This is a genomic window from Pseudomonas savastanoi, assembly GCF_020917325.1.
Lineage (GTDB): Bacteria > Pseudomonadota > Gammaproteobacteria > Pseudomonadales > Pseudomonadaceae > Aquipseudomonas > Aquipseudomonas amygdali.
Window position 1 is genome coordinate 5,160,705 of sequence record NZ_CP076652.1, and the last position, 13,917, is coordinate 5,174,621.

At 61.2% G+C, this 13,917-nt stretch carries 9 protein-coding genes; 6 read left to right on the plus strand and 3 right to left on the minus strand.

The genetic code is table 11. The features are described 5' to 3' along the window. Positions 1 to 208 precede the first annotated feature (208 nt). Entirely contained in the window at positions 209 to 5,158 is a 4,950-nt protein-coding gene (locus KP808_RS21905; protein ID WP_230016892.1) for an alpha-2-macroglobulin, read from the plus strand. A gap of 297 nt (positions 5,159 to 5,455) precedes the next feature. On the opposite strand, the gene KP808_RS21910 is transcribed toward KP808_RS21905, so the two are convergent. After that, positions 5,456 to 5,749 carry a hypothetical protein gene (locus tag KP808_RS21910; RefSeq protein ID WP_002555356.1) on the minus strand — a complete coding sequence of 98 codons (294 nt, stop codon included), beginning with the start codon at positions 5,747 to 5,749 and terminating at the stop codon, positions 5,456 to 5,458. Positions 5,750 to 5,844: 95 nt separating this feature from the next. On the opposite strand from KP808_RS21910, the gene pbpC reads away from it, so the two are divergent. Then, positions 5,845 to 8,193, plus strand: a complete 2,349-nt coding sequence (gene pbpC, locus KP808_RS21915) for a peptidoglycan glycosyltransferase PbpC (protein WP_230016894.1) — start codon at positions 5,845 to 5,847, stop codon at positions 8,191 to 8,193. Positions 8,194 to 8,213: 20 nt separating this feature from the next. Here pbpC and KP808_RS21920 read toward each other — a convergent pair whose 3' ends face one another. Both KP808_RS21920 and KP808_RS21925 read right to left on the minus strand, forming a co-directional pair. Beyond that, positions 8,214 to 8,621 (minus strand): response regulator, encoded by a 408-nt coding sequence (locus KP808_RS21920; protein ID WP_002555358.1) that lies wholly within the window; start codon positions 8,619 to 8,621, stop codon positions 8,214 to 8,216. A gap of 96 nt (positions 8,622 to 8,717) precedes the next feature. Beyond that, on the minus strand, positions 8,718 to 8,906 hold the full coding sequence (locus KP808_RS21925; RefSeq protein ID WP_002555359.1) for a Flp family type IVb pilin: 189 nt from the start codon (positions 8,904 to 8,906) through the stop codon (positions 8,718 to 8,720). Between the two features lie 322 nt (positions 8,907 to 9,228). Between KP808_RS21925 and cpaB the strand changes: the two genes are divergently transcribed. Genes cpaB through KP808_RS21945 form a run of 4 tightly spaced genes read left to right on the plus strand, consistent with a single transcriptional unit; the run spans position 9,229 to position 13,902 of the window. Further along, a complete protein-coding gene (gene cpaB / locus KP808_RS21930) occupies positions 9,229 to 10,188 on the plus strand; it encodes a Flp pilus assembly protein CpaB (protein WP_219170292.1) in 960 nt (319 codons plus the stop codon). 20 nt (positions 10,189 to 10,208) lie between these two features. Then, the gene (locus KP808_RS21935) at positions 10,209 to 11,459 is read left to right on the plus strand and encodes a type II and III secretion system protein family protein (protein ID WP_058408671.1); all 1,251 of its coding nucleotides are present in this window, start codon (positions 10,209 to 10,211) and stop codon (positions 11,457 to 11,459) included. Next, on the plus strand, positions 11,456 to 12,646 hold the full coding sequence (locus KP808_RS21940) for an AAA family ATPase (RefSeq protein ID WP_002555362.1): 1,191 nt from the start codon (positions 11,456 to 11,458) through the stop codon (positions 12,644 to 12,646). Before KP808_RS21935 ends, KP808_RS21940 begins: the two co-directional genes overlap by 4 nt. Then, the gene (locus KP808_RS21945) at positions 12,646 to 13,902 is read left to right on the plus strand and encodes a CpaF family protein (RefSeq protein ID WP_005746717.1); all 1,257 of its coding nucleotides are present in this window, start codon (positions 12,646 to 12,648) and stop codon (positions 13,900 to 13,902) included. Before KP808_RS21940 ends, KP808_RS21945 begins: the two co-directional genes overlap by 1 nt. Positions 13,903 to 13,917 lie beyond the last annotated feature (15 nt).

Here is a 13,917-nt window from a genome sequence, read left to right on the forward strand (position 1 = left end):
GTGAATGTGCAGCGCAGCGAACAGTTGTGACGCGGAGCGTCACTCAAGGCATTCCCACGCTGGTGAGCGTTAGGAACGATCGCGCGCTCTGTGTCCTGCGCTGGCGTGCGAGGAATGCGAGGGGCTACCTGTTCAATCTGACAGTAATACTTGTCATCACGACTGTTATATAGTCGCACCCTCTCTACCGTTGCCGATGAGTGCCACCATGTTCAACAAAGGATTGTTTCTGGCTTGCGCGCTTGCGTTGCTGAGCGCCTGTGATTCCTCCTCTCAGGATAAGCCTGTGCCAGCCGCGGCACCCACGACCCAGGCAGCGGTTACCGATACAAAGCCCAAACCCGCAGTCGACCTCGCCGCGCTGAGCAAGCGCTACGCAGGACGCGAACTGACCGTGATCGACGTGTCGGAAATCCAGATCGACGGCGCAAGCGCATTGTCAGTGAGCTTTTCCGTGCCGCTCGATCCGGAACAGAAATTCGGCGAAAAACTTCATCTGGTGGACAGCAAGAACGGCAAGGTCGACGGTGCCTGGGAGCTGTCGGACAACCTCATGGAATTGCGCCTGCGCCACCTGGAGCCGCAGCGCAAGCTGGTGCTGACCGTCGATGCCGGTCTGCAGGCCGTCAACAAGGCCACACTCGCGGCCGAATACATCAGCCGTCTGGAAACCCGTGACCTGCAAGCCACCGTCGGCTTCGCCAGCCGTGGCAGCCTGTTGCCGACGCGGCTGGCCGAGGGCCTGCCGGTCATCGCCCTGAACGTCGACAAGGTGGATGTCGAATTCTTCCGCGTCAAACCCGACTCGATGCCCAACTTCCTCGCCCAGTGGGACGGCGCGTCGAGCCTGTCCAGCTACAGCTCCGAAGAACTGCTGCCCATGGCCGAACTGGTCTACAGCGGCCGTTTCGACCTCAAGCCTGCGCGCAATACCCGTGAGACCCTGCTGCTGCCGATTGCCGGTATCAAACCCCTGCAACAGCCGGGTGTTTATCTGGCGGTCATGCGCGCTTCGGGGACCTACAGCTACTCGCAGCCAGCGACCTTATTCACCCTCAGTGATATCGGCCTGTCGGTACACCGTTACAGCAACCGTCTGGACGTCTTCACTCAGGCACTTGAGGGCGGCAAGGCCCTGAGCGATGTGAGCATCGACGTGTACGACGACAACGGCAAGGTTGTCGCCCAGGGCAAGACCGACAGCGACGGCCACACTCAACTGCCGCTGCCAGCCAAGGCCGCGGTGGTGCTGGCGCACAAGGACGAACAGACCAGCATGCTGCGCCTGAACAGCTCGGCGCTGGACCTGGCCGAGTTCGACATCTCCGGCCCGCAGGCTCACCCGCTGCAATTCTTCATTTTCGGCCCGCGTGACCTGTATCGCCCCGGTGAAACCGTGCTGCTCAACGGCCTGCTGCGTGACAGCGACGGCAAGAACGTCAAGCCACAACCCATCACCGTCGAAGTGCGCCGCCCTGATGATCAGGTCAGCCGCAAATTCGTCTGGGAAGCCGACAGCAGCGGGTTCTACCAGTATCAATTGCAACTCGCCGACGAAGCGCCCACCGGTCGCTGGCAACTGGTGTTCGACCTAGGCGACGGCAAACCGCAGCTTTATGAATTCAAGGTTGAAGACTTCCTGCCCGAGCGCCTGGCTCTGGAACTCAAGGGCAGCGACACACCGGTTGCGCCTGCTGACAACCCCGAGTTCGATATCACTGGCCGCTACCTGTATGGCGCGCCCGCCTCGGGCAATACCCTGACCGGTCAGGTCTACGTGCGTCCGCTGCGCGAAGCCGTGCCGAAACTGCCGGGCTATCAGTTCGGTTCGATCACCGAAGAAGACCTCAAGCACGACCTGGAGCTGGAGCCCGTTACGCTCGACGCCGAAGGCCACTCGACGCTTGCCGTGCAGAGCGAATGGGCGCAAGCCAAATCGCCACTGCAACTGATTCTGCAAGCCAGCCTGCAAGAGTCCGGCGGGCGTCCGATCACCCGTCGTCTGGTGCAGCCGATCTGGCCTGCCGAGCACTTGCCCGGCGTGCGTGCGTTGTTCGGCAGCAGTACAGGCAGCGATGACTACGACGACGAAGCCGGCAAGGGCGAGGCGCAGACCAACGGCGACGGCCCGGCCGAATTTGAAATCGTGATGGCCGATGCCGCTGGCAACAAACTGGCCGCTGATAATGTAAAAGTCAGGTTGATTCGTGAGCGCCGCGACTACTACTGGAATTATTCGGCCAACGATGGCTGGAGCTACCACTTCAACGAGAAATTCCTCAACCTGAACGAGGAAACCCTCAACATCACCAAAGACTCGACAGCCAAAATCAGCTTCCCGGTCGAGTGGGGCCCTTACCGTGTCGAAGTGGAAGACCCGTCCACCGGTATGGTCAGCAGCCTGCGCTTCTGGGCGGGCTATCGTTGGCAGGACAACACCGATGGCGGCGCGGTCAGGCCGGATCAGGTCAAGCTGGCGCTGGACAAACCGGCCTACAACGACGGCGACACCGCCAGTGTGACCGTCACTCCACCCGCTGCGGGCAAGGGCTATCTGCTGATCGAGTCCAGCGAAGGTCCATTGTGGTGGAAGGAAATCGACGTGCCGGCCGAGGGCAAATCGTATGAAATCCCGCTGGATAAAAAGTGGGCGCGCCACGATCTGTACGTCACCGCTCTGGTCATACGCCCCGGCGAGCGCAAGGCCAACGTCACACCGAAACGCGCAGTGGGAGTGCTGCACCTGCCGCTGGATCGTGCGCAACGCAAACTGGCGCTGACGGTCACCGCACCGGAGAAAATGCGCCCCAAACAGCCGCTTAAACTCAAGATTGTCGCCAAAAATGCCGATGGCAGCGTGCCAAGGCAGGTGCAAGTGCTGGTGTCGGCAGTGGACGTCGGCATTCTCAACATCACCCGCTACGCCACGCCCGACCCGTTTGCCAGTCTGTTTGGCCGCAAGCAGTATGGCGCGGACCAACTGGACATCTACGGCCAGTTGATCGAAGCCGGTCAGGGCCGTCTGGCCAGCATGGCATTCGGTGGTGATGCGCTGGCCAAAGGCGGTAAGCGTCCGGACACCAGCGTGACCATCGTGGCACTGCAAAGCGCGCCGGTTACCCTGAACGACGCGGGTGAAGGCGAAGCGAGTGTCGACATTCCAGACTTCAACGGCGAACTGCGGGTCATGGCTCAGGCCTGGACTGACGACCGCTACGGCATGGCCGAGGCGAAAACCGTGGTGGCTGCGCCGATCATCGCCGAGCTGTCGACGCCGCGTTTTCTGGCCGGTGGCGACCAGACCAGCGTCGCGCTGGACATCTCCAACCTGTCGGGCAAAGCACAGAAACTGGACGTGAAGATCAGCGCTGAAGGCCAGTTGAGCATTCCTGGCGGCGATCAGAGCAAACCCTTGCAACTCAAAGAGGGGCAGCGCGTCACCCTTAAAGTGCCGGTACTGGCGCAGGGTGGACTGGGTCAGGGCAAAATCAAATTGCTGGTCGACGGTCTGGACCTGCCCGGTGAAACCCTGCCCGCCTTCACTCGCGAGTGGAGCATCGGTGTGCGCCCTGCCTACCCGGCGATGCTCAGGCATTATCGCGCCACTCTCAACGAGCAAAGCTGGAGCCTGCCGGACGGTGCACTTGAAGCCTTCGAGCCTGCCGGTCGCGAAGCCATGCTGTCGCTGTCGAGCCGTCCGCCGCTGAACATCGGTGAACAGATTCGGGCATTGAAGGCCTACCCTTACGGTTGTCTGGAGCAGACCGCCAGCGGCCTGTATCCATCGCTGTATGCCGACGCGGCGACCCTCAAGCGTCTGGGTCTGAGCGGCGAACCGGATGCCGAACGCAAGCGCAAGGTCGAGATCGGCATCGAGCGCCTGCTGGGCATGCAACGTTACAACGGCAGCTTTGGCCTTTGGGGCGCGGACAGCGACGAGGAATACTGGCTGACCGCCTATGTCACCGACTTCCTGCTGCGCGCCCGCGATCAGGGCTTTGCCGTACCACCGGACGCGCTGAAGAAAGCCAGTGAACGTCTGCTGCGTTATTTGCAGGATGCAGGGCAGATTCAGGTCAATTACAGCCAGAACGCTGAACATACGCGCTTTGCCGTGCAAGCCTACGCGGGGCTGGTGCTGTCACGCAGCCAACAGGCTCCGCTGGCGGCCTTGCGCAGCCTGTTCGACCGACGCAGTGACGCCCGCTCCGGGCTGCCGCTGGTACAACTGGCGGTCGCATTGGAGAAGATGGGCGACAAACCGCGTGCCGATCTGGCCCTGAGCGCCGGCCTGGCAGTCAGCCGCAAAAATGAATGGCTGGCCGACTACGGCAGCTCGCTGCGTGATCAGGCGCTGATTCTGGCCTTGCTGGAAGAAAATGATCTCGCCAGGGAAAGGCGTGACGAGCGCCTGTTTGCCTTGGCCGATGAAGTGGCCGCCAATCGCTACCTGTCCACTCAGGAAAGCAACTCGCTGTTCCTTGCCGGTCGTAACCTGCTGGGTAAGGCGGAGAAGGACTGGACCGCCAGCCTCGCCAGCGGCACTCAAACCCGCGAGCTGAGCAACAAACAGCCGGGCCTCAAGCTGGACGGTGCACTGCTGGCTTCGCCGCTTTCAGTGCACAATCAAGGCAGCGAGCCGCTCTATCAGCAACTGACCGTCTCCGGTTATCCAACCCAGGCGCCTGCGGCCGGTGGCGAAAACCTGAGCATTCGTCGCGAATACCTGAGCCTGAGCGGCGCGCCACTGAACGTCGGCGCCTTGAAAACCGGGCAACTGGTGCTGGTGCATCTGGAGATTGGTGCCAAACAGCGCGTACCGGATGCGTTGGTGGTGGACCTGCTGCCTGCGGGCCTGGAACTGGAAAACCAGAACCTGGCGCAAAGCTCGGCAAGCCTGGAAGACGCCAGTGAAGAAGTGAAGACGATCCGCGAATCGATGGAAAACGCCGGGATCAAGCATCAGGAATACCGCGGTGATCGTTACGTGGCGGCGCTGGATATCGACGGCAGCAGCACCGTGCACCTGCTCTACCTGGCCCGCGCAGTCACGCCGGGTACGTACCGCGTGCCGCCGCCGCAGGTCGAATCGATGTACCGCCCGAACTGGCAAGCCCTGGGCGAAGCGCCAGCGCAGATGGTGGTGAAGGGAAAATGATCGCCAATTGATTGGAATGCATGACAGTGGAAGCAAGCTTGCTCACAAAGGGGCCGACGAACCACAGATCCAGTAGGAGCGACCGGGGCGGCGATCCGCATTGTTCGCGAAAGGACCGGTACAGGCTTCGGAAACAGCGTGCCCGAACCATCGTCTTCGCGAGCAAGCTCGCTCCCACAAAGGCCTCACTGCATCGACAGCAATGGTGGTTCTTCGGTGTATCTACGTGGGAGCGAGCTTGCTCGCGAAGGCGTCGCCCCGTTCACCCACAATGGCGGCAGGCTAGCCTTCAACGCATCAATGAATGATCCAGCTCAGCAACCACAGGCCCAGCGCCAGCCAGATGATCCCGAGGATGATCGAGGCGCGCATGAATGCCCGGACAGCCGAGTAAAGCAGCATCAGGCCGATGATCAGTGCGACGATGCTGATCAGTGAAGTGTCCATGCCCAGCGTGCGGGACAGGCCATCGACAAAATTTCCTCCAGCATGGGTAAACCCGTTGAACAACCACGCCAGACCGTCGACGAAGAAGCGAATCACCGCGCCGATGGCCTGCCCGAGCCATTCAAAAAAGCCTTCTACCTGCATATGTACGTCCTGATTGGGGTCGTGAAGAAAATGATCTGTCCGCTTTGGCCGTCGCAAGGCGTGTCAGGTTCCGTGGATCATAAAGGCTCTTTGCGTTGAAACCTGAATTTCTTCTGCGTCTGCGGCAAAAACTCAAGTGGCTGGCAGGCGCGATCATGCTGCTGATCGCCCTGCTTTGGCTGGCGGATCGCCTGTGGCCGTTGCCACTGCCCAAAGACGATCTGGCCCGCGTCGTGCTGGCCGAGGACGGCACACCGCTGTGGCGCTTTGCCGATGCCAATGGCGTGTGGCGCTATCCGGTCAGCAACGAGCAGGTTTCGCCTTATTACCTTGAAGCACTGCTGACCTACGAAGACCGCTGGTTCTACAGCCATCCTGGCGTAAACCCGCTGGCGCTGGTGCGCGCCACCTGGCAAAACCTCAGTGGCGCGCGCGTGGTATCCGGTGGCAGTACGCTGTCAATGCAGGTGGCGCGGCTACTCGACCCGCACTCGCGTACGTTATCCGGAAAGTTTCGCCAGTTGTGGCGCACCTTGCAGCTTGAGTGGCACCTGTCCAAGGATGAAATCCTCAGCCTGTACCTCAATCGCGCGCCATTTGGCGGCACGTTGCAAGGGGTGGCGGCCGCCAGTTGGGCGTATCTGGGCAAATCCCCACACAATCTGACTCGCGCAGAGGCTGCATTGCTCGCGGTGCTGCCACAGGCACCCAGTCGGCTGCGGCCGGACCGTCATCCACAACGGGCGCAAGCTGCCCGCGACAAGGTCCTGAGGCGTCTCGCCGAGTTTCAGGTGTGGCCGCAAGCGAGCGTGGACGAGGCTCTGGAAGAGCCGTTATGGCTGGCACCGCGACAGGAACCGAGCCTTGCGCCGCTGCTGGCCAGACGCCTTAATCGCCCCAATAGTCCGCCGCTGATCCGCACCACGCTGGATGCCTCACTGCAACGGCGCATGGAAGACCTGCTGATGGGCTGGCGCGCGCGCCTTCCGGAACGGACCTCGGCAGCGATTCTGGTAGTCGAGGCAGAAAACATGGCCGTGCGCGCTTATGTGGGTTCAGTGGACATCAACGACGCCAAACGCTTCGGGCATGTGGACATGGTGACGGCGCTGCGTTCGCCCGGCTCCACCCTCAAGCCATTCCTGTACGGCATGGCAATGGATGCCGGGCTGATCCACTCCGAATCACTGATGCAGGACGTCCCGCGTCGCTATGGCGACTACCGGCCGGGCAACTTTTCGACCGGTTTCGGCGGGCCGGTCGCGGCCAGTTCGGCGCTGTCGATGTCGCTCAACCTGCCTGCCGTACAGTTACTGGAGGTCTATGGACCGAAGCGCTTCGCCGCCGAACTGCGCAATGGCGGCGTACCGCTGACCCTGCCGCCGCTGGCCGAGCCGAATCTGGCGCTGATTCTGGGAGGTGCGGGCAGTCGGCTGGAGGATTTGGTGACGGGATACAGCGCCTTCGCTCGTGGCGGGCGAAGCGCCGATGTTCGATTGCAACCGCAGGACCGATTGCGCGAACGGCGGATGATGTCGCCAGGGGCCGCATGGATCATCCGGCGCATCCTCAGCGGCCAGTCGCGTCCGGACATAGACCCGCACGCCGAGCTGGTGCAGCGCCCGCAACTGGCCTGGAAGACCGGCACCAGCTATGGCTTCCGCGATGCCTGGGCGATTGGTGTGGGACCGCGTTTTCTGGTCGGGGTATGGATCGGTCGCCCGGACGGCACACCGGTGCCGGGGCAGTTCGGGCTGGCGTCGGCAGCGCCACTGATGCTTCAGGTTCATGATGTGCTGGTCAATCGCGACAGCCAGCGCGGGATCGCTGCGCCGGTGCAACCGGTGCCGCTGAATGTCGGCGTGGCAGCGATCTGCTGGCCGCTGGGTCAACCGATGAGCAAAAGCGACCCGAACTGCCGTCGCCAGCGCTTCGCCTGGACACTGGACGGCACCACGCCGCCAACCTTGCAGGCGGCCGATCAGCCGCTCGGCCTTGGCTTGCAGGAACGTGTCTGGATCAACGCCAAGGGGTTACGCGTGGCGGCCGGTTGCCCGGACGCTCAAGCGCAGGACATCGCGCTTTGGCCTGCCCCTCTGGAACCCTGGCTGCCCAGGGCTGAACGACGCGAAGCCCGCCTGCCACCCGCCGATCCGGACTGCCCGCCACAGAACCTCAACCTGGCACCGCCGCTTAGCATCGTCGGCGTGCGCGAAGGCGATAACCTGCGCCTGCCAGCGAGCAGCCGTCAGGCGCTGCGCCTCAGACTCTCGGCCCTGGGCGGCAGCGGACATCGCTGGTGGTTCATTGACGGCGTGCCACTGGCGGACACCGACACCCGGCAAGACTTCACCCCGACCCTTAGCAAACCGGGCCGTTATCAATTAAGCGTGCTGGACGAAAGCGGCCAGACCGCGAGGGTTGAATTCAGCGTGGTGGAGTGAAGGTTACGAAAACGCTGTGGTCACTGAACCTGAAAGATTTTCGGCTCGGGGAACAGGTTGTTGAGCGTTTCCAGCAGACGAACGTGGTAGATGGGTTTGCGGAACAGGTCCAGCACGTGCAGGCGCAACAGATCGCTGACGTCGTCCATGTCGGCGTGCCCTGAGGTCACGATGACAGGCAGGTGTTGACGCGACGTGTGCTCGCGCAGGTGGCGGATCAGCTGGATACCGCTTTCCTCCGGCATCCGCAGATCGGTAATCACCAGCGCGATATCCGGATGGGCTGTCAGCTGGTGCAGGGCCATTTTCACGGACGACGCCGTGAAACAGCAGAACCCCTCGCCTTCGAGCAGTTCTGCAAGCTCCTCGTTCGCGTCCTCTTCGTCATCAACCAACAGCAACTGTTGGCGGGTAGGATGGACAGCCATTTTGACACCTTTAAACGTGAATAAATGCGATCAGGATATCCAGATTACTCCTGTTGAAAAAGGCTATCTACTGACATATCTCCATCTGTGCTCAACTCACAACGCATTCTGAATAGTTGTAAACATTGCAGTGATCCTGCCGCTTATCGTGGGAACAAAAGCGACGATAGCCACTGCAACCATCGCTGCGATCAAGGCGTACTCTATACCCGAAGCAGCTTCACGGTCTTTGATAAAGGATTTAACCCGGATATAGGTACCTACGTATAGCCGTGTAAGGGACATCTCATTTCTCCTTGTGCCTTCTAGGCGCGAACATGCGTATCACATGCGAAACCGTCTGCCTGCACAGCATTGTCTCCAATACGTAAACCCACAATCTCAATAAAGCATTAACCGGAAAGTTATAAGACTGGCCATCCCCTGCGTCTGGCGTGGTCAAACGCTATGTTGTTCACGCAACAGCATTTTTATACCGAAGCACAATGGCATTCTGAGTGTCTTGAGCTAACGTCACATAACGGACGGGAACGTCGTCCGCCGCGCCACATTGCGAAGTTGTCGCACCGGTTTGAAGTTGTCCTGCAATGACAAAGGGAACGTTGCCATGAGCAGTCGCATTACCATGGTGCTTGCTGTCCTGTTTTTGCTGGGAGCGTTGATTGCCGGTTATCTGGGAATCGCCGTCAGCAAACCGGCCGAGGCACCTGCAGTTGTCACGCCGCCCACGGTGCCTGACGCCACCGAAATATCGCCCCAAACGCCCCCGACTCCGCCCGTCGAGGATGCGCTGCGCCACAACGTAGTGGTTTTGGCCCGGGACGTACCGGCCTATACCCCCATCACGGCTGAAGACCTGACCGTAGAGCGCCTCAAGGTCGCTCCGCCTGGAAGTTTCGAGCACATCGACAAACTGGTGGGCCGCAGCACTTGGCGAACACTGACGGCCGGAACCTGGCTTAGCGAGAACAGTTTTGAAGCAGGCGGCACACTGGCGCGGATGATTCGCCCTCATGAACGAGCGCTGGCGTTGCAGGTTGACGAGGTGATTGGCGCATCCGGGCAGCTCAGCCCAGGCGACTATGTGGATGTGCTGCTTTACCTGCCCGAGGACACCAGCAACCTGAATCGCTCCAGCCAGGTGGTCGTACCCGCCCTGCGAGTTCTCGGGGTTGGCGGGCTGCTCGGCCCGGATCGCAACGGCAAGCCGGTGCAGGACATCAACGCTGACGAACGCCTTAAACAGGAACAGCTGCGGATCAACGCGCGAACCGTCACCGTCGCGGTACCGGAAGCCTTGCTGGCACGGCTGATGCTGGCGTCGCAAACCGGTGTCCTGCGTCTGGCCGTGCGCAGCGCCGACGAGGGCAACCTTCAGAATTACTGGGCGAGCGAAGCCGGTAGCCGTGATGCCGCCGAACGACTGGACTCTGCCAACCGCCAACTGGTCAGCTTCAGACAATTGAGCCTGGGCCCGGCCAACTCGCCGACACAGGGCGCAGCCACTCGCACGCCTCGCGCAGTCGAGGTCATACGCGGTAACCAGATCACGCAACAAACTCCCTGATTGAGCAAGGATTGCATTTGATGAGCTGTTGTTCCGTGCCAGTAATAAAACCCCGGCTGCTGGCGTTAGCCTTGGCGGCGCTGTCTGCACAATCAGCCTGGGCCGCTTCCGGCAGTTGTGCAGGACTTGCTGCAATGCCAGCGGCGGTGGAAATCGATCAAGGCATTCAGCAGGAAGTGCGCTCACCTGTGGCCATCACCCGCATTGCCGTGGGCGACCCGAAAATCGCCGATGTGCATGTCAACGGCACCGATGGCTTTCTGTTGACCGGCGTTGCGCAGGGCACCACCAGCCTGATGGTCTGGACCGCCTGCGCCACCGCTCCGCGCCAGAGCATGGTGTTCGTGCGCGGTCGGGCCACGGCGTCGATGGTAGAGACCGTCCCTGCGCCATCTGCTGATTCCGAGTTACCCAGCCAGGTGCAGACCGACATCCGCTTTATCGAAGTCAGCCGCACCAAACTCAAGGAGGCCAGTACCTCGATATTCGGCAAGGGCTCGAACAACTTTCTGTTCGGCGCGCCTGGCACGGTTCCCGGCGTCAACGTCACCCCCGGTACGGTGAGTGGCACAAGGCCGAGCATTCCGCTGAACAACAGCAATTTCAATATTGTCTGGGGAGGTGGCAGCAGCAAGGTGCTGGGCATGCTCAATGCCATGGAAAACAGCGGCTACGCCTACACCCTGGCACGACCCAGCCTTGTTGCGCTCAATGGGCAAAGTGCAAGCTTTCTGGCCGGTGGCGAGTTCCCGGTGCCTGTGCCCAATGGCGAGAGCAATGGTATTTCCATCGAGTACAAGGAGTTTGGCGTACGCCTGACCCTGACGCCGACAGTAGTGGGTCGTGACCGAATCCTGCTAAAAGTTGCCCCGGAAGTCAGCGAACTGGATTTCTCTGCCGGTATCACTATCGCTGGCACAAACGTGCCAGCGCTCAACATCCGGCGTACCGACACCAGTATCGCGCTTGCCGACGGAGAAAGCTTTGTGGTCAGTGGGCTGATCAGCTCCAGCAACGTCGGCTCGGTAGGCAAATTTCCCGGTCTGGGTGACATCCCCATTCTCGGCGCGTTTTTCCGCAACTCGCAAATCCAGCGCGATGAACGCGAACTGCTGATGATCGTCACCCCGCACTTGGTTCAACCGCTGGCCGCCAACGCGCAATTGCCCTCGCTGCCGGGTGAGGGGCTGCGCACCTACGACCCAAGCTTTCCGCGCCTGTATTTTCTGGAAAACGGCGACTTCGACCGCCGCGACGGGTTATCCAAATGAGCCAGAGCCTGAGCCAGACCTTCCTGGCAATCACTCGAAACAATACTGATCTGGAATGGCTGCAGAGTGCCCTTGGCTCACTGGGCCAGGTGGTCAGCGCAGGCACCGGCAGCCTCGACGATCTGCTCGCTCTGGTGGACGTGACCTTTGCCAGCGTGGTGTTCGTCGGGCTGGACCGTGAGCATCTGATGACCCAGAGCGCCCTGATCGAGAGTGCGCTGGAGGCCAAGCCGATGCTGGCCATCGTCGCGCTTGGCGACGGTATGGATAACCAGCTGGTGCTCAACGCGATGCGTGCCGGGGCGCGGGATTTCGTCGCTTACGGCTCTCGTTCGAGCGAGGTCGCCGGCCTGGTCAGACGTTTGAGCAAGCGCTTGCCTGCCGTGACGCCCAACCCGAACATGAGCGGCCTGTCAGTGCTGTATGGCGCGCAAGGCGATGACGACGGAGCCTTGATCGCGACGCACCTGGCGATGGTGGTGCACAAGACCGGGCAACGCACGCTGCTGCTGGACCTCGGCCTGCCGCGCGGCGACAGCCTGCTGATGCTCGGCCTTGAATCCACATTCAGCTTTGGCGATGCCCTGCGCCACTTGCGCAGGCTCGATGCAACGCTGATCGACAGTGCGTTCACCACCAGTGAAAGTGGTCTGCGCATTCTGGCGTACAGCGAAGCCGACGATCATCTGGAGCAGTCCAGCGCAGCGGAGCTTTATATGCTGCTCAGCGCCCTGCGCCAGCATTTTCAACATGTGGTCGTGAACCTCGTGGGCCAGCCGGACAGCGAGGCACTGCGCTCGCTGGTCAGCCATTGCGATCAGTTGCTGTGGTACGCCGACCAGAGCGTACTGGGCTGTCGACGTAACCTGACGGTGCTTAATAACTGGCGTGAGAAAGGCATGAGAATGCAACACGCCAGCCTGCTGATTGATCGCTATCAGCGCTCGGTCGCACCCAATTCGGAAACCGTGGCCAAGACCTTCGGCCTGCCGGTGCAGGCCGTATTGCCGCTGGCACCAGAGCTGCGCCTCAACGCCAAAAACCAGGGAGTGACGCTGTTCGAGCTGGCCTCACGCGACGCGTTGTGTTCCGGGCTGCGTCGGCTTGGCGAGCATCTGGCACGCAATGCCGAGGCTCACGATAAACCCGATCAGGGCTGGCTCGCTCGACTGTGGGGGAACAGGTAATGGCGGAAAAACTGTTTGGCATCTCGTCGCGTGGCAGCGGGCAGGCAGATGACGGCCAAGGCCTGAAACTGGTGCTGCACCGTTACATCATCGATGGCATCGAAGAAAGCGGCAAAAACCTGCTCGAAGGCTCACGACCGGCGCTGGCGCAATTTGTCATCGACAAGGTGGCCGAATACGTCGCGCGATTGCGGCTGGCTATTTCGCGCTACGAAATGGAGCGACTGGCCGAAGAGCTGGTCGATGAGCTGACCGGTTTCGGCCCGCTTGAAGTGTTGCTGCGCGACACGTCGGTCACGGAAATTCTGGTCAACGGGCCGGGCAAGGTGTTTGTCGAACGCGATGGTGTGCTGCACCACACCGACCTGCGCTTTATCGACTCACACCACGTCGAGCGCGTGATGCAGCGCATCCTCGCGCCACTCGGGCGGCGCCTGGATGAATCTTCGCCCATGGTCGATGCGCGCCTGCCCGACGGCAGCCGGGTCAATGCCATCATCCCGCCGATTGCGCTGGACGGCCCTTGCCTGTCGATCCGGAAATTTCGCAAGGACATGCTCAAGAGCGCAGATCTGGTGGCCATGCAAACCATTGATCAATCCATTTTCGAGTTTTTTCAGGAAGCGGTCGGCAAGCGCTGCAACATCCTCGTCAGCGGCGGTACCGGCACAGGCAAGACCACCATGCTCAACGTTCTGAGCCAGTTGATCGACAGCAACCAGCGCCTGGTCACTATCGAGGACGTTGCCGAGCTTCAGCTCAGCCACCCGCACGTGGTGCGTCTGGAAACCCGCCCGCCCAATGCCGAGGGGCATGGCGAGGTGCGCGCCAGCGACCTGATTCGCAACTCGCTGCGGATGCGCCCGGACCGCATCATCCTTGGCGAGATCCGTGGTGTTGAAGTGCTCGACGTATTGACGGCAATGAACACCGGCCACGACGGTTCCATGAGTACGGTTCACGCCAACAATGCTCAGGATGCTCTGCTGCGCCTGGAAACACTGGTTGGCCTGACCGGGCGACTGATCCCGGAAAAGACCCTGCGCCAGATGGTCTGCGCAGCGCTGGATGTGATTATCCAGCTGGCACGCCTGCCTGATGGTCGACGCTGTGTCAGCGAAGTGGTGGAAGTGGTCGGCATACGCGATGACATCTATGTCACCAATACATTGTTCCGCCTTGATCGCCGCACCGGGGTCGGCTTCATGCGCGAAGCTGCACACGCCGCAGGCGACAAGCTACGGCCAGGCTACTGACGTGCTCAGGGAGGC